14 protein-coding genes and 3 rRNA genes are annotated in these 21,311 nt (G+C 32.3%); 16 read left to right on the top strand and 1 reads right to left on the bottom strand.

All coding sequences use genetic code 11. From position 1 onward, the window contains the following. Positions 1-507: 507 nt before the first annotated feature. The 5 genes from JYG23_RS12525 (at position 508) to JYG23_RS12545 (ending at position 9,145) form a co-directional block, all read left to right on the top strand. A 16S ribosomal RNA gene (locus tag JYG23_RS12525) occupies positions 508-2,019 on the top strand. Between the two features lie 462 nt (positions 2,020-2,481). Continuing rightward, positions 2,482-5,412 (top strand): 23S ribosomal RNA (locus JYG23_RS12530). A gap of 309 nt (positions 5,413-5,721) precedes the next feature. Further along, a 5S ribosomal RNA gene (gene rrf / locus JYG23_RS12535) occupies positions 5,722-5,838 on the top strand. The 16S, 23S and 5S rRNA genes sit together here, the layout of an rRNA operon. A gap of 868 nt (positions 5,839-6,706) precedes the next feature. Continuing rightward, the gene (locus JYG23_RS12540) at positions 6,707-8,620 is read left to right on the top strand and encodes a zinc ribbon domain-containing protein (protein WP_207236008.1); all 1,914 of its coding nucleotides are present in this window, start codon (positions 6,707-6,709) and stop codon (positions 8,618-8,620) included. 30 nt (positions 8,621-8,650) lie between these two features. Further along, on the top strand, positions 8,651-9,145 hold the full coding sequence (locus tag JYG23_RS12545; RefSeq protein ID WP_207236009.1) for a zinc ribbon domain-containing protein: 495 nt from the start codon (positions 8,651-8,653) through the stop codon (positions 9,143-9,145). A 6-nt stretch (positions 9,146-9,151) separates the two neighbouring features. Here JYG23_RS12545 and JYG23_RS12550 read toward each other — a convergent pair whose 3' ends face one another. After that, on the bottom strand, positions 9,152-10,534 hold the full coding sequence (locus tag JYG23_RS12550; protein ID WP_207236010.1) for a PLP-dependent aminotransferase family protein: 1,383 nt from the start codon (positions 10,532-10,534) through the stop codon (positions 9,152-9,154). A 150-nt stretch (positions 10,535-10,684) separates the two neighbouring features. Here JYG23_RS12550 and JYG23_RS12555 point away from each other — a divergent pair, with 150 nt between their 5' ends. From JYG23_RS12555 to JYG23_RS12605, 11 genes are all read left to right on the top strand, one after another. Further along, positions 10,685-11,377, top strand: coding sequence for an RluA family pseudouridine synthase (locus JYG23_RS12555; protein WP_207236011.1), 693 nt, complete (start codon positions 10,685-10,687; stop codon positions 11,375-11,377). A gap of 17 nt (positions 11,378-11,394) precedes the next feature. Continuing rightward, positions 11,395-12,048: a YitT family protein gene (locus tag JYG23_RS12560; RefSeq protein ID WP_207236012.1), complete on the top strand. Its 654-nt coding sequence runs from the start codon at positions 11,395-11,397 to the stop codon at positions 12,046-12,048. An 88-nt stretch (positions 12,049-12,136) separates the two neighbouring features. Beyond that, the gene (yabP, locus tag JYG23_RS12565; protein WP_207236013.1) at positions 12,137-12,403 is read left to right on the top strand and encodes a sporulation protein YabP; all 267 of its coding nucleotides are present in this window, start codon (positions 12,137-12,139) and stop codon (positions 12,401-12,403) included. Between the two features lie 46 nt (positions 12,404-12,449). Further along, a complete protein-coding gene (gene yabQ, locus JYG23_RS15175) occupies positions 12,450-13,055 on the top strand; it encodes a spore cortex biosynthesis protein YabQ (protein ID WP_371818644.1) in 606 nt (201 codons plus the stop codon). Further along, positions 12,964-13,416, top strand: coding sequence for a septum formation initiator family protein (locus tag JYG23_RS12575; protein ID WP_242631576.1), 453 nt, complete (start codon positions 12,964-12,966; stop codon positions 13,414-13,416). The genes yabQ and JYG23_RS12575 overlap by 92 nt, the downstream gene beginning before the upstream one ends. Positions 13,417-13,565: 149 nt before the next feature. Continuing rightward, positions 13,566-15,863: a SpoIIE family protein phosphatase gene (locus JYG23_RS12580; protein ID WP_207236016.1), complete on the top strand. Its 2,298-nt coding sequence runs from the start codon at positions 13,566-13,568 to the stop codon at positions 15,861-15,863. 88 nt (positions 15,864-15,951) lie between these two features. After that, the gene (tilS, locus tag JYG23_RS12585; protein WP_207236017.1) at positions 15,952-17,358 is read left to right on the top strand and encodes a tRNA lysidine(34) synthetase TilS; all 1,407 of its coding nucleotides are present in this window, start codon (positions 15,952-15,954) and stop codon (positions 17,356-17,358) included. Next, positions 17,327-17,866 carry a hypoxanthine phosphoribosyltransferase gene (gene hpt / locus JYG23_RS12590; protein WP_207236018.1) on the top strand — a complete coding sequence of 180 codons (540 nt, stop codon included), beginning with the start codon at positions 17,327-17,329 and terminating at the stop codon, positions 17,864-17,866. The genes tilS and hpt overlap by 32 nt, the downstream gene beginning before the upstream one ends. Before the next feature lie 47 nt (positions 17,867-17,913). Further along, entirely contained in the window at positions 17,914-19,737 is a 1,824-nt protein-coding gene (gene ftsH, locus JYG23_RS12595; protein WP_207236019.1) for an ATP-dependent zinc metalloprotease FtsH, read from the top strand. A 50-nt stretch (positions 19,738-19,787) separates the two neighbouring features. Beyond that, the gene (locus JYG23_RS12600) at positions 19,788-20,168 is read left to right on the top strand and encodes a thioesterase family protein (protein WP_207236020.1); all 381 of its coding nucleotides are present in this window, start codon (positions 19,788-19,790) and stop codon (positions 20,166-20,168) included. Between the two features lie 153 nt (positions 20,169-20,321). Beyond that, positions 20,322-21,233, top strand: a complete 912-nt coding sequence (locus JYG23_RS12605; protein WP_207236021.1) for a chemotaxis protein — start codon at positions 20,322-20,324, stop codon at positions 21,231-21,233. The last annotated feature ends 78 nt before the right edge of the window (positions 21,234-21,311 follow it).

Genomic DNA, 21,311 nt, shown 5'->3' on the forward strand with positions numbered 1-21,311 from the left:
GCTTTTTTATTGTAAATAATATTTAAATTGAATATATAAAAAAATTATGGCTAAAATATATCTTGGTGTAAAAGATTAATAAAAAGGCAAAATGTTATTGACAATGCCAATTTAATATGCTAATATATAAAAGTTGTAAAAATGACTTTTAGCAAATTTAATAAAAATTAAAAATTTAAAAAACAAAAAAGTTGTTGACAAAGATAATTAGTTGTGGTAAACTAATAAAGCTGTTGAGAGACAGCAAAGCATTGAAAAATGAACCTTAGACAATAAAACAGCATAAGAACAACCTTTGATTTCAGTACTCGCAAGAGTATAAGAAATAGAACAAAAACAGTAAAAACAAAAACAACAACAACTAACGAAGATAGTTTTGCTATATGCAAGGAACGCGATGAAGAACGAGCGCACGTACTAAAGTACGTAAGCGAGTGATGAAGAGTAGTGACACAGCAGATAACAAAAATATCGAGTTAATGCCAAGCGTAAGCTTGAGAACAGATATTAAACGAGAGTTTGATCCTGGCTCAGGACGAACGCTGGCGGCGTGCCTAACACATGCAAGTCGAGCGAAGAAAGTCTTTCGGGATGAGTATTAGCGGCGGACGGGTGAGTAACGCGTGAGCAATCTGCCTCGTACAAAGGGATAGCCTCGGGAAACTGGGATTAATACCATATAACACTTATTGATCACATGATTAATAAGTCAAAGATTTATCGGTACGAGATGAGCTCGCGTTTGATTAGCTAGTTGGTAAGGTAATGGCTTACCAAGGCGACGATCAATAGCCGGCCTGAGAGGGTGAACGGCCACATTGGAACTGAGACACGGTCCAAACTCCTACGGGAGGCAGCAGTGGGGAATATTGCACAATGGGCGCAAGCCTGATGCAGCGACGCCGCGTGAGCGAAGAAGGTTTTCGGATCGTAAAGCTCTGTCCTTTGGGAAGAAAAAAATGACGGTACCAAAGGAGGAAGCCCCGGCTAACTACGTGCCAGCAGCCGCGGTAATACGTAGGGGGCGAGCGTTGTCCGGATTTACTGGGCGTAAAGGGTGAGTAGGCGGTAACGTATGTCAGATGTGAAAGGCGAGGGCTAAACCCTCGTAAGCATTTGAAACTGCGTAACTTGAGTGCAGGAGAGGTAAGTGGAATTCCTAGTGTAGCGGTGAAATGCGTAGATATTAGGAGGAACACCAGTGGCGAAGGCGACTTACTGGACTGTAACTGACGCTGAGACACGAAAGCGTGGGGAGCGAACAGGATTAGATACCCTGGTAGTCCACGCCGTAAACGATGAGTGCTAGGTGTTGGCCGAGAGGTCAGTGCCGGAGCTAACGCAATAAGCACTCCGCCTGGGGAGTACGGTCGCAAGACTGAAACTCAAAGGAATTGACGGGGACCCGCACAAGCAGCGGAGCATGTGGTTTAATTCGAAGCAACGCGAAGAACCTTACCAAGGCTTGACATCCCCTTGACAAGTGCAGAAATGTGCTCTCTTCTTCGGAAGCAAGGGAGACAGGTGGTGCATGGTTGTCGTCAGCTCGTGTCGTGAGATGTTGGGTTAAGTCCCGCAACGAGCGCAACCCTTATCATTAGTTGCCAGCATGAAAGATGGGCACTCTAGTGAGACTGCCGGTGACAAACCGGAGGAAGGTGGGGATGACGTCAAATCATCATGCCCCTTATGTCTTGGGCTACACACGTGCTACAATGGTCGGAACAAAGGGAAGCGAAAGCGTGAGCTGGAGCCAAACCTAATAAACCGATCCCAGTTCGGATTGTAGGCTGCAACTCGCCTACATGAAGTCGGAGTTGCTAGTAATCGCGAATCAGAACGTCGCGGTGAATGCGTTCCCGGGTCTTGTACACACCGCCCGTCACACCATGGAAGTTGATAATACCCAAAGTCGCTGAGCTAACCATTTGGAGGCAGGCGCCTAAGGTAGGATTAATGACTAGGGTGAAGTCGTAACAAGGTAGCCGTATCGGAAGGTGCGGCTGGATCACCTCCTTTCTAAGGAGACAGAAAACAAAATGTATTAGTTTGCATTTTGTTTCAATGTCGCTTTTCTGGTTTGAACGCCAGAAAAGCATGTTCGAAACAAGGAACTTATGCTGTTTCATTGATACTCAAGTGAGAATTTGAGTATTAAGACTAATGCAGAGAAAATTTTGGCAACAAAATGTTCAAAGCAAGCTGAACTTTGAAAATTGTATAGGAAAAAACAAACGAGAAAAACATCAAAAAAAACAATAAAACTAAGTAAAAAATATAAGCGGAAGCAAATATTAATTACAAGAGTAACCAAAAAAATAGTTGTGTGAAGACGCACAATTAAACTGATGATTAACAATAAACGAAGTGATTTTTTATTTAGGCACGAAACGAGGAGCTAAGAAGCGGAGCATACGAATAGTATGTGAGCATTCGAAGTGACGAGAGACACAGCATAAATGAAAAAGAACGAGTTTAAGAGGTCAAGATATAAAGAGCGTAGGGCGAATGCCTTGGCACTAAGAGCCGATGAAGGACGTGGTAAGCTGCGAAAAGCTACGGGGAACTGCAAGCAAGTATTGATCCGTAGATATCCGAATGAGGAAACTCACATATGGAGAACCGTATGTAACGTATGATGAATAAATAGTCATACGTGGGGAACGAGGGGAACTGAAACATCTAAGTACCCTTAGGAAGAGAAAGTAAAAAAACGATACCGAAAGTAGCGGCGAGCGAAATCGGTAGAGCCCAAACCATGTTTCGGCATGGGGTTGCGGACATATCAACAAAGTATCCGAGACGATAGTCAAAGACTTCTGGAAAGAAGCTCCAAAGAGTGTGATAGACACGTAGACGAAAAAGTCAAAGAGCAAGATATGATCCAGAGTACCACAGGACACGAGAAATCCGGTGGGAAGCAGGGAGGACCATCTCCCAAGGCTAAATACTACTTAGTGACCGATAGAGAAATAGTACCGTGAGGGAAAGGTGAAAAGAACCCCGGGAGGGGAGTGAAAAAGAACCTGAAACCCTATGCTTATAAGCAGTGGGAGCACTACGAGTGTGACCGCGTACTTTTTGTAGAACGGGCCAGCGAGTTACGATATGCAGCAAGGTTAATAACTGAGAGGTTAGGAGCCGAAGCGAAAGCGAGTCTTAATAGGGCGAAAGTTGCATGTCGTAGACCCGAAACCAGGTGACCTATCCATGAGCAGGTTGAAGCTAGAGTAAAATCTGGTGGAGGACCGAACCCGTTAGCGTTTAAAAGCTATGGGATGACTTGTGGATAGCGGTGAAATTCCAATCGAACCTGGAGATAGCTGGTTCTCCTCGAAATAGCTTTAGGGCTAGCCTTAACGTAAGATTAATGGGGGTAGAGCACTGAATAGTCAAGGGACGTTATACGTTACCGAAACTTATCAAACTCCGAATACCATAAAATTAGCGTTGGGAGTCAGACTATGTGAGATAAGTTTCATAGTCAAAAGGGAAAGAGCCCAGATCACCAGCTAAGGTCCCAAAGATAGATTAAGTGGAAAAGGATGTAGGACTACACAGACAACCAGGAAGTTGGCTTAGAAGCAGCCACACTTTCAAAGAGTGCGTAATAGCTCACTGGTCGAGTGGACCTGCGCCGAAGATTACCGGGGCTAAAATCTATCACCGAAGCTGTGGGATTGTATTAATACAATCGGTAGAGGAGCATTCTGTACGAGTCGAAGCGCCATCGAAAGAGGCTGTGGATTGTACAGAAGAGAGAATGCTGGCATGAGTAGCGAAAGGTGAGTGAGAATCTCACCCATCGAAAGACTAAGGATTCCTGAGGAAGGCTCGTCCACTCAGGGTAAGTCGGGACCTAAGCCGAGGCCAAAAGGCGTAGGCGATGGATAACTGGTGGAAATTCCAGTACCACCGAAGATCGTTAAAAGAGAAGTGGGGACACAGAAAGATAAGTTAGCGTACTGATGGAATAGTACGTCTAAGTAAGTAGGGAGAAGAGATAGGCAAATCCGTTTCTTCAATAATCCTGAGATACGAATGGGAGCGAAAACAAGTAGTGAAGTAACTGAGTCTACGCTGTCAAGAAAATCCACTATCGAGATCAAGGTGCCCGTACCGTAAACCGACACAGGTAGTCAAGGAGAGAATCCAAAGATGAGCGGAAGAACTATTGTTAAGGAACTAGGCAAAATAACCCCGTAACTTCGGGAGAAGGGGTGCCCATGGAAGTGAAAGTCGAACGACCGGAGCTTTAGTGGGCCACAGAAAACAGGCTCAAGCGACTGTTTACCAAAAACACAGGTCTCTGCTAAATCGAAAGATGAAGTATAGGGGCTGACACCTGCCCGGTGCTGGAAGGTTAAGGGGAGCTGTAAGCGTAAGTGAAGCAGTGAACTTAAGCCCCAGTAAACGGCGGCCGTAACTATAACGGTCCTAAGGTAGCGAAATTCCTTGTCGGGTAAGTTCCGACCCGCACGAAAGGTGTAACGATTTGAGCACTGTCTCAACAATAGATCCGGTGAAATTGTAGTACTCGTGAAGATGCGAGTTACCCGCGGCAGGACGGAAAGACCCCATGGAGCTTTACTGCAGGCTGACATTGGAATTCGGTATTAATTGTACAGGATAGGTGGGAGACTAAGAAACATGTACGCCAGTATGTGTGGAGTCGCTGTTGGGATACCACTCTATTGATACTGAATTTCTAACATGATACTGTGATCCAGTATATGGACACTGTCAGTTGGGCAGTTTGACTGGGGCGGTCGCCTCCGAAAGAGTAACGGAGGCGCTCAAAGGTTTCCTCAGCACGGTCGGAAATCGTGCGAAGAGTGTAAAGGCAGAAGGAAGCTTGACTGCAAGACGTACATGTCGAGCAGGAACGAAAGTTGGACTTAGTGATCCGGTGGCGCCGAATGGAAGGGCCATCGCTTAACGGATAAAAGCTACCCTGGGGATAACAGGCTTATCTCCCCCAAGAGTCCACATCGACGGGGAGGTTTGGCACCTCGATGTCGGCTCGTCTCATCCTGGGGCTGAAGCAGGTCCCAAGGGTTGGGCTGTTCGCCCATTAAAGAGGCACGCGAGCTGGGTTCAGAACGTCGTGAGACAGTTCGGTCCCTATCCGTCGTGGGCGTAGGAAATTTGAAGGGAGCTGTCCTTAGTACGAGAGGACCGGGATGGACAGACCTATGGTGAATCAGTTGTTCCGCCAGGAGCACGGCTGAGTAGCTAAGTCTGGAATTGATAAGCGCTGAAGGCATCTAAGCGCGAAACAAACCTTAAGATAAGATTTCCCATTACGTAAGTAAGTAAGACCCCTGAAAGACTAACAGGTAGATAGGTCACAGGTGTAAGTGCAGCAATGTATTCAGCTGAGTGATACTAATAGGTCGAGGTCTTGACCAATAATGATCCTAACCCCATTTGATTCTCAAATGGATGGTAGGTCAGATCCAGCGAAATCCAAATCTATACGAACGTAAGTGAGTAAATAGATTTGTGATGCAGTCGGACAAATCTCAAAAAGTTTTTCCTGTACAATTTTGAAAGTTCAAACTTTCAATATAATAATAACTTAATATATAACATAACGAAGTAATTTTTTATCAAATCAAGAAATGCGAATGAATGAGGAAGGCACGTACATTAGGTACGCAACTGACGAAAGAATGAGTAATGACGTAGAGTTGATGAAAAAGAACGAGTTATAAATAATCTGGTGATAATAGCAAAGAGGACACACCCGTTCCCATCCCGAACACGGAAGTTAAGCTCTTTAGCGCTGATGATACTTGGTGGGTGACTGCCTGGGAAAGTAAGACATCGCCAGATTATTTTTATGCAAGAAAAAAGTAATCTGGCTCTTAAGAATAGAGAAAGTGTGCAGTTTCGTACAGCAAATCTATTTGCTCGCAAAGACCATGCTCGCATAGATTTGGTACTCATTGCTGTCTGACCTACCAGCCATTTGCTCTGAAAGATAGTATATAAGTATGCAAATGGGGTTAGGAGCAAGCGCAGTTTCGTACAGCAAATCTATTTGTTCGCAAAAAGCATGCTCGCATAGATTTGGTACTCATTGCTGTCTGACCTACCAGCCATTTGCTCTGAAAGATAGTATACTAAGACAACAAATGGGGTTAGGAGCAAGCGCAGTTTCGTACAGCAAATCTATTTGCTCGCAAAGACCATGCTCGCATAGATTTGGTACTCATTGCTGTCTGACCTACCAGCCATTTGCTCTGAAAGATAGTATATAAGTATGCAAATGGGGTTAGGAGCAAGCGCAGTTTCGTACAGCAAATCTATTTGTTCGCAAAAAGCATGCTCGCATAGATTTGGTACTCATTGCTGTCTGACCTACCAGCCATTTGCTCTGAAAGATAGTATACTAAGACAACAAATGGGGTTAGGAGCAAGCGCAGTTTCGTACAGCAAATCTATTTGCTCGCAAAGACCATGCTCGCATAGATTTGGTACTCATTGCTGTCTGACCTACCAACCATTTGCTATGAAAGAAAGTATACTAAGGCAACAAATGGGGTTAGGTCAAGCAGCCATCGCCAGATTATTTTTTGTCGTTTTATTATGTAAATTGTAATATTGTGTTGTTTTTGTACTATAATAAATATTGAAAAAAAAGGAAATGTGTATTATAATAGACTAAATAATATAATTTCAGTGCATTTTGGAGGTATTTATGTATTGTGGAAAATGCGGGACAAAACTAGACGACACTGCGAAATTTTGTGGTAAATGTGGAACAAAAGTATCAAAGCAAATAAATAACAATAACATAAATAACAATACAAGTAGTTTAGATAGTTTTATAACTAATATATCTAAAAGTTCAGATGAATTTTTAGGTAGTACTAAAGAATACAACACTACTAAGACTATTGTAGAGCCACCAACTAAAAAGAAAAGTAAGAGCTCTATTTCTATTAAAAGGATTGGTTTAAAAAAGAAAAAGTCAATAAAACAAAAGCATAAATCGAAGAATGCTAACAAACCAAAAAAAGCAGTAAAAAAATCTAAGCTTAAGAATTTAAATAAAAATAAAAAAGCAAATAAAAATAAGAAGTTAAACAAAAATAAGCGTAAAATAAATAAAAAAATTATTATTCCTTTAATATCTATAATTATTTTGATTGTTATTGCAGTATCTTTTGTGTTGCTAAAATATGGAGACAATATTTTTGCTAATAATTATGTAGTTTCATCACTTAAAAAAACGTATGAAAGTGTTAGCGATAACTATAGCCAAATAGAAAAAATTTCGGAGTCGTTTTTCAATGTGAACGAAGAGAAAAATACAGATAGTTCTGAAGCATATTTTACTATAAAGAGTGCAAAAGGCGGATTGATAAACGAAAATATACTAAGCAATTTAAATGGTATGTCAATAAAACTAAGTGATATTAAAGATAATACAAATGATTCTAGTAATATAAAGTTTACAGTTTATAATGCAAAGCAAGAAGAAACATATGTGCAAATATGTTCAACCGATAAAGTAGTCGCGTATTCTATTCCAAAGTTATATGAAAAGAAAATAGGTTTAAATTTAGTAGAAACAGAAGAAACGGTATTTTCAGATTACTATTTTAAGCTAAAGGATATGTCTGAGGTAGCCTTGCAGTCTAGGTCAAGTATGAGTAGAGCTGAGAATTCAATATCAAATATAACAAAACAATTTGCAAATGAGATAATTACAGATGTTGATTTTAAATTTAAAGGTGAAGATGAAGAAAAAAATAGATCATATTCTGCTATAATAAACAATAAACAGTTATTAGAACAATTAGTTACATATATAAATAATTTTGCAAATGATGAAGATATTTTAAATAGTGTGGCTTATGTTTTATACATTGCACAAGTTGATGATTCTATAATTCAGGGACAATCTAGCTTTAAAAAACAAGTAGGTAATATAGTTAAAGATATTAAAAATGCAATTGAAACTAATAGCGTTAATAACATGGATTTAAATTTAATAATAAACAAGCAAATATTGAAGAAACTTGAATTCACAACAGCTATAAATGGAGTGGACTTAAAGATAAGTATGGATATTCTCGAGGAAAATAATAATTTAAGTCTTGTTAATAAAATAGAAATATCTCAAACAGATATGCATATTGCTGCAAATATATGCACTTTGGTAAATAAAAATGATGATAATGTTTCAACAAAAACAAATAAAGTAACAATAACTGTTGGTGATAAGGATAGTATTGTATTAGAAAATAACAAACAATATATACCTAAAGATAACGGTTATTTTAGTACTGTTGTATTAAAATATAATTCAGAATATGATAAAGTTTTATACAAGTTTGATCTTGATGGTAAAGTAAGTAATACAGGTGCAGAAGAAACACTTAATATATCATCAATGAAGTTTAATATTCAAACAAATTTCTATAAATTATTTTTAGATTTAAACGGATATCTAAAAAAACAGATAGACTTAGAAATGTCAAATATAGATTTAAATGATATTGTTTATGTTGATAAACTTCAAGAAAATGAAGTTAAAAAGATTAGAGAAGAAATATATATAAATGGAATGGAATTTTTAGATTTATTTGTAAAATATAATTGGTAAAATAACACTAATTAGCAAAAGGAGTTTATTATGGGTTTGTTTAGTAAAGATACAGAAAAGAAATTAGAAAAACAACGTAATTCTAAGAATAAGAATAATGGTGATATTGAAAAGTTAGAAGAAAAAATTTTACAAGAGCAACAAGAGATAGAAGAAATATATAATCAAATAGGTAAAGTTTATTATGAGTGGCATAGAAGTGATAATGATGATAGACTTGTACCTTTGTGTAATGTTGTAAAAGAATCTAATAGAATAATAGCATTATGTGAAAAGCAGATATTATTTTTACAGGGAATTAAATTATGTGAAAATTGTAATGCACAGTTAAGTTTAGATTCATTATTTTGCAATAAATGTGGTGTAAAAGTAAATGACTTAAATGATTCTAGTAATGAAGCTAGACAAAATATTGACAATAGTAATAACACAATGGAAATGGCAATAATAAAATGTAGAGAATGTGGCAGTGATAATACAGAGGATACAATTTTCTGTACAAATTGTGGAGCAAAAATAAGTTAATGCGATTCAACTAATTGATTGCATTAACTTATCTACAAATGATGTTATTTGCTCAATTTTAATACCACTGTAATTTATAGAAAGTAACATCTTATTAGGAAACACATCAACAATTTCTACTAAAATGTTATTTTTTTTGCATGTTTCCAAAATGTCTTGATACTTTTTACAAGTTATTACCTCAACAACAATGTGAAATCCAGAGTCAGAATTAATAATTTTAACAGTGTTATTATATTTATCATTAAAATATGATGTAAGAGCAGTATTTTTCTTCTTGTATATTCTTCTTATTTTTCGTAAGTGTTTTGTTATGTGACCCTCTTTTATAAATAGCGAGAGAACAATTTGATCTATTTTTGAAGTAGATTGTGTATATTTGTATTTAATATTTTCATATGATTTAATTAGTTTCTTAGGAATAATCATGTAACTAATTCTTAAAGAAGGTAGCAATGTTTTAGAAAATGAGCCTAAATAAATCACACAATCATTATTATCAAGTCCTTGTAGGCATGGAATTGGCATGCCATCATATCTAATGATACCATCATAATCATCTTCGATAATCAGTCCGTTGACATTGCTAGCCCATTTAAGTAATTCTAAACGTTTATTAATAGGCATAACATTGCCAATTGGATATTGATGTGAAGGACTTACATATAATAAATTAGAATTTAATGTTTTTAAACAATCAATATTAAAACTATCACTGTTAACAGGAATATGATTTATTTTAAACATATAATCTTCAAATATGTACTCAGCCTTTTTATATCCTGGACTTTCAATTGAAACAGAATTATAGTTGTGCTTTATCATGCCTGCTAGAATACCTAATAAATATTGTATACCTGCACCAATAATTACTTGTTCAGGAGTTGTTCTTCCTCCTCTAATATTGTTTACAAACTCAGAAATTTCATATCTTAAATCATATTCGCCCTGTGGAGAACCATTTGTATATATATTTGTAAGCTTATCCGTTAAAACTCTATTGTATAGCTTTTTCCATAACTCAGCATTAAAACTGGTGTCATCTATACCATTATTATCATAAACTAATTCATTATAATTTGAACTACTAATTGATTTGAAAGAATTAAAGTCTTTGCTATAGTTGAAATTTCCAATATCATTTATAAAGTAGCCTTTTTTAGATATGTTTTCTATATAACCTTCTACAATGAGCTGATTATAGGCATTCTCTATAGTAGTTTTACTAATTTTAAGAATAGACGCTGCTTCTCTAATAGAGGGAAGCTTATTACTTGCTTTAAAGTTATTATTTACGATTTGTTCTCTTATATATTCGTATAACTGAATATATATAGGAACAGTACTGTTTTTATTTAATAAAATTGTGAAATTTATTTTTTTATCCATAATTACTCCATTCTGTACTTGTTAAAATGGTTAAATATTATAAATCCTATATGTACAAAAATTATATCATACAATTACAAAAAATATAATACTTTTCTTTCTTATAAGTTTCTGTTAGAATTATTTAGGTATTACATTAAAGGAGTATATATGAAGATAAAAATATTATTTGAGGATAGATATATAATAGTAGTTGAAAAACAGCAGGGGATTCCTGTGCAAAGTGATAAAACGAAAGATGAAGATTTAATGAAACTTGTATTGAATTATCTCAGGGAGAAAACGGGTTATGACGAACCATATTTAGGTTTAATCCACAGAATTGATAGACCTGTTGGTGGTGTAGTAGTATTTGCAAAGAATAGATTTGCAAATTCTAATTTATCAGAACAAATACGAAGTGGTAGTATTGGAAAATTATATTTAACAGTTGTTTGTGGACAATCAACTGTTATGGAGAAACAATTAGATGATTATATGAAAAAATTAGTTACAATAAACATGTCAAAAATAACTGATAAAACAGATAAAAAAGCGAAGTTGGCTTCACTTAAATATCATGTACTAGATACAATTGAAACGGATGAATATGGTGTGTTAAGCTTGCTAAAGATAGAGCTTTATACAGGAAGACATCATCAAATAAGGTTACAATTATCAAACGAAAAGCTTCCAATATGGGGAGATAATAAATACAATAAGATATTTGTCAAGAAAAAGGAATTTACAAATATTGCGTTATGGGCTGAAAGCTACAGTTTTAATCACCCGAAATCAAATAAAAGAATGGAGTTTATTTGTTTGCCGAAAAACATATATCCATTTACTCTATTTAACGTATAAAAATAAGGAGAAATGTAATGCATAAGCACAATTTGACATTTAGATATATAAAACTCATGATTGGACTATTTATTTGTTCAATTGGTATTAATTTATTTCTATACTGTAATTTAGGAATGAATCCTTGGAATGTATTTAATCAAGGATTATCAATACATTTACCAATAACATTGGGGCAGGCATCACAAATTGTTGGTATACTTATAATCACAATTTGTATTTTTTTTAAGATATACCCTGGTTTTGCAACAATTTTGAATATGTTTTTCATTGGTTTCTTTATAGATATAATTTCAAATCTTAATATAATATCCGTACCACAAACATTAGTAGGTAAAATAGCTATGTGTTTAGGAGGATTATTAGTATTATCATTAGGAATGTTTGTTTATATCACTCAAGAACTTGGTGCAGGACCCAGAGATGGCTTGATATTGGCCATAACACAAAGAACAAGATTCAATATTGGTATTGTAAAGAATGCAATTGAGATAACTGTTGTAATTGTAGGAGTTTTATTAGGAGGTAAATTTGGAATAGGTACAATTATTGCGAGTTTATTAGGAGGACCAGTTTTGCAAACAATATTTAAAATATTTAAAGTAAACCCAAAAGAATTAAAACAGGAAACGATAATAGATGTATGCAATAAACTAAAAGCTAAAGCTTAAAAATTCAAAAAATACTAAGCATAAATTATAACTATCATACTTTTGATAAAACCCTCATATAATTAATTATTTAGAGGGGGTGTAATTATTGGAAGATAAAATAATTCAAATCTTATCTTTAGAAAATAGAGAGAGACTAAATATCACTGGTGTAGAAAAAGTAGATAATTTTAATGATGAAGTCGTTATATTATCAACAAATAAAGGCAAGTTAACAATTAAAGGAATTAATTTAACAATAAATAAACTTAATGTAGATGAGGGTAAGATAACTACCAATGGACAAATTAACTCTTTAATATATACAGAAAATAATAAAGAGAAAGTCGGTTTAATTAAGAAGTTATTCAGATGATGAAAGGAAATAAAGCATGGTAGTGGTACCTTATTCTCAAGAGTTGATGTTTTTAATTGCCTTTTTTGGAGGATTACTGTTAGGTCTATTGTGGGATATTTATAGATTAATTCGCCACTATTTTAAGATAGGCAAGCTAGGTTTAGTTATCGGAGACATAATGTATTGGATTGCTAGCTTGTATTTAGGGCTGAATTTAGTTATTTACATAAGTTGGGGCAATATAAGATTTTTTATACTCATTGGATTTTGCTTAGGTGCTCTAATATATTTTTGGTTAATAAGTGATATAATTTTAAAATCACTTATTACAATAATCAACTTTATTATCAGTTCAATAAAGACGATTTTCCATATAATAATATTTCCTTTAAAAATTGTAATAAAAAGGTTGAAATTTTTTTTAGTTCCGTATAAAATAAAAGTAGACACTATAATTAAAAATAGAAAGAAACGGATTAAGTTTAAATTAGAAAATATTAAAAAAAGTCGTGAAGCTAAAAACAAGAAAAAACTCAAATTAAAAAAAATTAAGCGGCTAATGAAGGAGCAAAGGAAAAATGCAAAGAGGTTCAAAAATAGTAAAATTTCCACAAACAAAAAATCAAAGTCCTCTAAAAACAAATACAAAAAAGAAAAAAAGAAAAATTAAAGTATTTAATTTGGTTTTTTTAGCATTTGTTCTGTATTTTTTTATGACAGTAACTTCACAGAAACAAATGATTAATGCATTAGACAAAGAAATTGAAAGAAAAGAAGCTGACAGAAATCAGCTTAAAGTAAAAGCTGATAAGTTAAAAGAAGATGTTGCTCAAATAGATGATCAGGAAGTTTTGCTAGAAGTAGTAGAACGTATTGCTCGTAATGAATATAAAATGGTTAAACCTAACGAAATAATATATATTGATAAAAATAAAGCCAATAATAAGTTTATTATGGGAATAGGATATAATCAAAATAGTCAAGTTGATGAAAGTAATATAAAAATTGAAGAAATTAATAGTGATAATTAGTGAAGAAACTACATAATAATCTATGTAGTTTCTTTTTTTGATAAAAAGAGATATATGGGAAAAAAATTTTTTTTGCAAGCCCAATAATTTGACAGTATTTTACAACGTAACTATATATATTTAACCTATATAAATAGGGGTGTGAGTATATGTTACAAAGTACAAAAGAAATAAGAGGAACAAAAAATTACAAATCACTTTATAATTTCTTTTTAAAATTAAAAGACTTAATTTATGTGAATTTACAAGATTCAATATACTTCTTAATATGTATATGTTTATCAAGAAGTAGTATAATTGGGCAACTGTTTCCATGTTCAATAGCTTTTTTATGCGCATATTATTATATAAAAGGTCCCTCGATTGTAGCTCTTCTGCTTTCGGTTTTTTCGATAATATCAGTTAAATTAGACGTAAAGTATATAGCTATTTGTATATTTATATATATCTACTATGTAAGTATAAAAAATAAAAAACGTAGTAATTTGTTTGTTGATATCATTTGCTTTGCATCAATATTATTTGTAATTAACTGTGTAATTATGATGTATAACGGATACAAAATAAATATGCTTCTAATAAATGTTTTTGAAGCTTTGTTTATTATAAGTTTAACATTTATTATTAGAGAAGTAATATTTGGTATAAAGAAAGGTAGCTTCAATATAGATTCAACTGCATGTCTTTTATCCGTAATATTTATTTCAATATTAGGCTTTAAAGAAATACAATTACTAAGTTTTAAAGTTTTAATATTTATGACTTTTTTTACAATAATATTTGTTTCAGCATATATAAGTTCTTTTGCAGGTATGGTTTTAGGGTTTGCATTTGGTTTGTTTAATTTTACAACCGCAGCAGAAAGCGCATTTTATATGTTAGCATTAGGCTTTGGTGGTGTGTGTTGTGGTATTATAAAGAAAAAGTACAAGCCATTAAGTGGGTTTGTATTCATAGTTATTTCTACATTAATATTATTGTATTTTGACAATATAACACTTTATAAGGATAATATTAAAGAATTAGGTATGGCTATCATAGTATACACAATTATAAGTTTTTCTTTTAATGACAAACTAAATAAATTTTCTAGTGTTAATAATTTTAATGAAAAAAAGACTAAGGATGTTGTAGTTAAACTTAATAATTTATCTTCTGCAATAAATGAATTAAGTAGTGCCTATAATAGTTTTGGTAATATAAATAAAAAAATTGATTTTGACATAGAAGTATCTGTAAATAATGTATATGGTAAAATATGCTTAAATTGTCCTCAAATGAAAAAGTGTTGGAGACAAAATTATAACAAAACATATTATGCAATAGTGAAAACTGCTAGCAATATTGTTAAAAATAAAAATATGGCAGATGGTTATCTGAAAAACGAATGTGAGAACTATAAAGAAATAATTAAGGAAATATATATAACTGTTAAAAACAAAGAAAATATTGTAGAAACTACAGAAGATAAAAATAATAACACATTTTTATCTCACCTAAAGGAAACATCGAGCATAATAAGTGATGCTGCTAAAGAAATTCAATACATAGATATAAAATCTAAAGAAGCTAAAATCAATATAAATGAAATTACAATTAAAGAAAATATAATTATAAAAAACATAGAAATAACTGAAATGAAAAATATTCTAAGTGCAATTGTAACAATATCTACTCGAAAGACAATGTCAGATGTTTGTCCAATCATAACCAATGCAATAAATGCGGTTACAGGTATTTATATGAAATGTACCGAAAAAATAGTATCAGATGACAAGTATTTTATATTGAGATTTAATACTTTAAAAAAGATTAATGCAAAAGCTTACTATTCTAAACTTACAAAAGAGAATAGTCAAATATCAGGAGATAATTACACATTTGGTGTATCAAATAATAGATTCTATGGAGTACTATGTGATGGAATGGGAACAGGTTTAAAGGCATGCGATGAAAGTAAAAATGCAATCAGATTATTAGCAAAACTTTTGGATGCAAATTTCAACGAATTGCAAATGATAAATACACTTAATAGTCTTTTATTATTAAAATTAGAGAATGATAGATATGTAACATTAGATTTTAGTATAATAGATTATCTGACACATGAGTTAAGAATTTATAAAGCTGGAGCAGCACAAACATATGTTATAAGTAATGGTAAAGTAAAAAAATTGCAGTCAGGTAGTTTACCAATAGGTATACTTGATTCATTTGAGTGTTATCAAACTACAATTAATATAAGTTCAGGAGATACAGTTATTATGATGACAGATGGCGTAGTAGATTCAACGAATGGAAATGAATTAAAATCTTTAGATAATCATATAGATTTGATAAAAAATAAGGATCCTCAAAGTTTAGCAAATGCTATTATCACGTACGCTGTTAAAGGAACTACAAGAATAATTGATGATATGACTGTTTTAGTTATTAAAATATTATAAAAATATATCGTAAAATTAATAAATTGTGTTATAATAAAGTGAAAGGTAAATATGTACCTTTCATTTTAATTTAAAGGAAACTAAGTATATGATTACAAGTATAAAGAATACAATCATTAAAGAAAATCTAATAAATGAGAATGACAATATTTTAATTGCCTTATCAGGAGGCCCAGATTCTGTCTTTTTATTTCATATTTTACGATTGTTAAAGGATAGTTTAAGTTTCAACATTTATGCTTCTCATATAAACCATATGTATAGAGGGATAGATGCAAATCATGATGAAAAATTTGTTGAAGACTTATGTAACAGATATAATATAAAGCTATTTGTTAAGAGAAAAAATGCAACAGAATATGCAAAAGAATTGAAAATGACAGAAGAAGAGGCTGGAAGAAAACTAAGATATGATTTTTTTAGCGAAAATTTAACAAATATAGGTGGAGGAAAAATAGCTGTAGCTCATAATTTAAATGATCAAAGTGAAACCGTATTGCAAAGAATTATTAGGGGCACGGGTGTAGATGGACTTTCAGCAATGAGCTATAAAAATGGCAATATAATTCGACCTATAATAGACATTAACAAAAGAGATATAATAGGATTTTTAAATGATAACAAGTATGAGTATTGCAAGGATTATACCAACGACTTGCCGATATATGGAAGAAATAAAATTAGATTAAATTTGATACCATATTTGGAAGAAAACTTTAATCCTAATATTCAAAATGTACTTTTTAGAATGTCAAAAGTTATGAATAGTGATAGCAAAATAATTAAAAAACATATGCAAATCTTGTATAATGAATCTGTAAAGCAAGTTAATAGTGATGAAGTCGTTTTAGATTTAAATTATCTAAAAAGCTTAGATGAAAATGAACTTGGTAGAGTTATAAGAATTGCTATTAAGTCATTAAAAGGAAATACAAACAATATTGAAAATAAACATATTCAAAAATGTATTAAGTTAATTGAAAGTTCTATAACTGGTAAACAAATAAATATTAGCGATGGTATAATTGTTTCTATAAGTTATAATGATATAAATTTTAGAAAAGGTATTGAAAAAAAATTAAATTTTGAATATAATATCAGTATTGGTGATGCTACTTACATAGAAGAAGTTGGTAAAACTGTATTGTTGAGTATCAAAAATTTAAATAATTATATAAAAAAAGAAAATGAGTTTTATGTTGATTATGATAAAATTAATGGTCAAATAAAAGTAAGGAACAGAAAGAACTCAGATAGTATGATTCCATTTGGTATGAGTGGAAGAAAAAAATTAAAAAATATATTTATCGATAACAAAGTTCCAGCGAATATGCGTGATAAAATGCTGATTTTAGAAGATAGCGATAGAATTTTTTGGTTGGAGAATTATAGAATTAGTGAAACTTATAGAGTATCCATTTCTACAAAAAAAATACTTGCAATTAAGATTATGGAGGATGAAGATGGACAATTGTGTAAAAAAAGTACTTTTTGATGAAGAAACACTACAATTAAAAATAAAAGAATTAGGTGCTAAAATAACGAAAGATTATGAAGGCAAAGATTTATTGGTAGTATGTATTTTAAAAGGTGCTGTAATGTTTGTAACAGACTTGGTAAAAAGAATTGATTTACCTTTGCAAATGGATTTCATGGCAGTTTCAAGTTATGGAAACGCTACTGAGTCATCTGGAATAGTTAGAATATTAAAAGATTTAAATGAAGAAATTTGTGGTAAAGATATACTAATAGTAGAAGATATTATTGACACTGGTTTAACATTATCTTATTTAATAGATATATTAAAATCAAGAAATCCTAATTCTGTAGAGATTTGTGCATTATTAGATAAACCTGATAACAGAAAATCAGATTTAAAAATTAGATATACAGGATTTCAAGTGGCAGATGAATTTGTTGTTGGATATGGACTTGATTTCGCAGAAAAATATAGAAATGTACCATATATATTTGTTTTAAAAGAAGAAGTATATATGAAATAAATTTGAAAAAAATATTAAAAATATTTTAATATTATAGGAGGAAGACATTGAAGGGTTTTGCAAAGAGTGTAGCTATATATGTATTAATATTTGCTTTAATAATAGTTGTAGTCAATACATTAGTTAAGCCTATGGATAAGGCGGCATCTATTAGTTATAGTCAATTGGTAACAGAATTAGAAAGTGGAAATATAAAAACTATTAAATTTGTAGAAAATGATGTTACAGGTACCTTTAGGGATGATAAAGCTTTTAGAGCTTATATACCGAATATAATTATATTTACTTCAAACTTTTATGATAAATATATATCAGATCAGGTTGAAGGAGGAATTATATCAGTTGAAGGTGAACCAGTACCAAAAACATCGTTCTTTTTTCAAGCATTACCAACAATAGGAATGGTAATTTTACTTGGAGTTTTCTGGTTTATTATAATGAGACAATCTCAAGGTGGTGGTTCTGGAAAGGCTATGTCATTTGGGAAAAGTCGTGCAAAATTAAATAAAGAGGATAATCCAGATAAAATAGTTAAGTTTGCGGATGTAGCAGGTTTAGAAGAAGAAAAAGAAGAACTTATTGAAATAGTTGAGTTTTTAAAGAATCCAGCTAAATACACAAAGCTTGGTGCAAGAATACCAACAGGTCTATTGATGGTAGGACCTCCAGGTACAGGTAAAACATACTTATCAAAAGCTGTAGCAGGTGAGGCTGGAGTACCTTTCTTTAGTATAAGTGGTTCAGATTTTGTTGAAATGTTTGTCGGTGTTGGTGCATCTAGAGTTAGAGATTTATTTGAACAAGCTAAGAAAAATGCTCCATGCATAGTATTTATTGATGAAATTGATGCTGTTGGTAGAAAAAGAGGAGCTGGACTTGGTGGTGGTAACGATGAAAGAGAGCAAACTTTAAATCAGTTGCTGGTAGAAATGGATGGATTTGGAGCTAACGAAGGAATAATAGTTATAGCGGCTACAAATAGACCAGACGTATTAGATCCAGCGTTATTAAGACCAGGTAGATTTGATAGACAGGTAAGAGTTGGAGTACCAGATTTAAAAGCTAGAGTTGAAATTCTAAAGGTTCACTGTAGAAAAAAACCTATTGAAGAAGATGTGGATTTAGAAGTTATAGCAAGAAGAATACCAGGATTTACTCCTGCAGATATAGAAAATCTTATGAATGAATCAGCATTATTAGCTGCAAGACAGAATTTATCCACAATTCCAATGCAGATAATTGAAGACTCTATAACAAAAGTTATTGCTGGTCCAGAGAAGAAAAGCAAAATTATTAGTGAAAAAGAGAAAAAACTTACTGCATACCATGAAGCTGGTCATGCTGTTGTTGCTAGATTATCATCTAATTTGGATCCAGTACACATGGTAACAATCATTCCAAGAGGCGGAGCTGGTGGGTTTACTTGGTATTTACCAAAAGAGGATAGGAGCTATGCATCTAAGAGCGAAATGCAAGAAAATATTGTTAGATTATTGGGTGGAAGAGTAGCTGAAAAACTGATTTTAGATGATATATCAACTGGAGCATCAAATGATATTGAAAGAGCTACAAGAATAGCTAGAGATATGGTTACAGTATATGGAATGACAGATGCTTTAGGACCTATAAATTATGGTCAAGGCGATGACGAAGTGTTTATAGGACGTGATTTTAATAAAGTAAAAAATTATAGTGAAGAAATTGCTGCTAAGATTGATTACGAAGTAAGAGCTATTGTAGACAAAGCATATAATAGAGCAATTGAGATATTAGATAATAATACTGATAAGCTTGACAAAGTAGCAAAGAGTCTACTTGAAAAAGAAACAATTTCAGGAAAAGAATTTGAAGAATTAATGACTGAGTGTTAAAAAAGAGACGTAAGTCTCTTTTTTTAAAATAACAATATTAGGAGACCAAAATGGAATTGAAATTAAAGATAGGCTTGACAAATAAATTTGAAAAAGTTGTAACAAAAGATGATTCAGCGATTAAACTTGGAAGTGGAACATTAGAAGTATTTTCGACACCGATGATGGTGGCTATGATGGAATGTGCTTCAAAGGATTTAGTTCAACCTTTTTTACCAGAAGGTTTTTCAACTGTAGGTATAGGATTAAACATTAAGCACATAGCTGCTACAAAAGTAGGTAAAAAAGTATGGGCGATCGCTAAACTAGTAGAAATTGATAGAAAACGACTGGTTTTAAGTATAGAGGCATTTGATGAAGATAAAAAAATAGGTGAAGGAACACATGAAAGATATATAGTCGAAAATGAAAAATTCATAGGAAAGTTGTAAAAATTGTAATAAAATGATATAATGACTATTAAAGGTAAATATATAGCACATTAAATGTTTGAGTATTATTATTTTAGGTATATTAATAATAATTAACTATTTAAAGTATATAAGATTTAGCAGTATATTATTAAAACGAATGGAGCAAAGCAAATGGAAGAACTTAATAAAAGTAATATAATACTTGAATCAGGTACAAATGAAATTGGTATTATGGAATTTACTATTGCAGGCCAAATTTATGGCATCAATGTTTCTAAGGTTAGAGAGATAATGATGTATAGCAATGTCAATCCAATGCAAAGATCGCATCCTTATGTTGAGGGAGTATTTAAACCTAGAGATACACTAATGACAGTTATTAATTTGCCAAAGTATTTAAATTTACCGGAATCAGCCAATAAAGAAAAGGATATCTTTATTATTGCAGATTTCAACAATATGAGGGTTGCTTTTCATGTAAACACTGTAGTTGGAATTGAACGTATGTCTTGGGAAAATATATCTAAACCAGATTCTACAATATATGGTGGAACAGAAGGTGTAGCAACAGGTATAGCGGAATTTGAAGGTAGGTTAATAACAATTCTTGACTTTGAAAAAATAGTTGCTGATATAAGTCCAGATAATAGTATTAAAATTAGTGACCTAGATTCATTAGGTGAAAGAAAAAGAGTTAATTATCCTATTTTGATAGCCGAAGATTCAATGCTTTTATCTAAATTAATAGTTGATTCATTGCATAAAGCTGGCTATTCAAATGTTATAAAAACTAATAATGGAAAAGAAGCATGGAATTATCTTTGTGAGCTAAAAGAACATGGGGAAATTCATAATCATGTATCATGTATCATAACAGATATAGAAATGCCACAGATGGATGGTCATAGACTTACTAAACTAATAAAAGAAGATAATGAATTAAAACAAATACCTGTTATAATATTCTCTTCATTAATAAATGAGGAAATGAAGCATAAAGGGGATAACTTAGGCGCAGATGAACAAATATCGAAACCTGAAATATCAAAATTAGTAACAATTATAGATAGATTAGTTCAATAAATAAAATGAGATATAAATATCTCATTTTTGGCTTTTTGTTGATGTTTAAAATAAGGATTAATATGATTCTTGTTTTAA

The organism is Sedimentibacter sp. zth1, from assembly GCF_017352195.1.
Classification (GTDB): domain Bacteria; phylum Bacillota; class Clostridia; order Tissierellales; family Sedimentibacteraceae; genus UBA1535.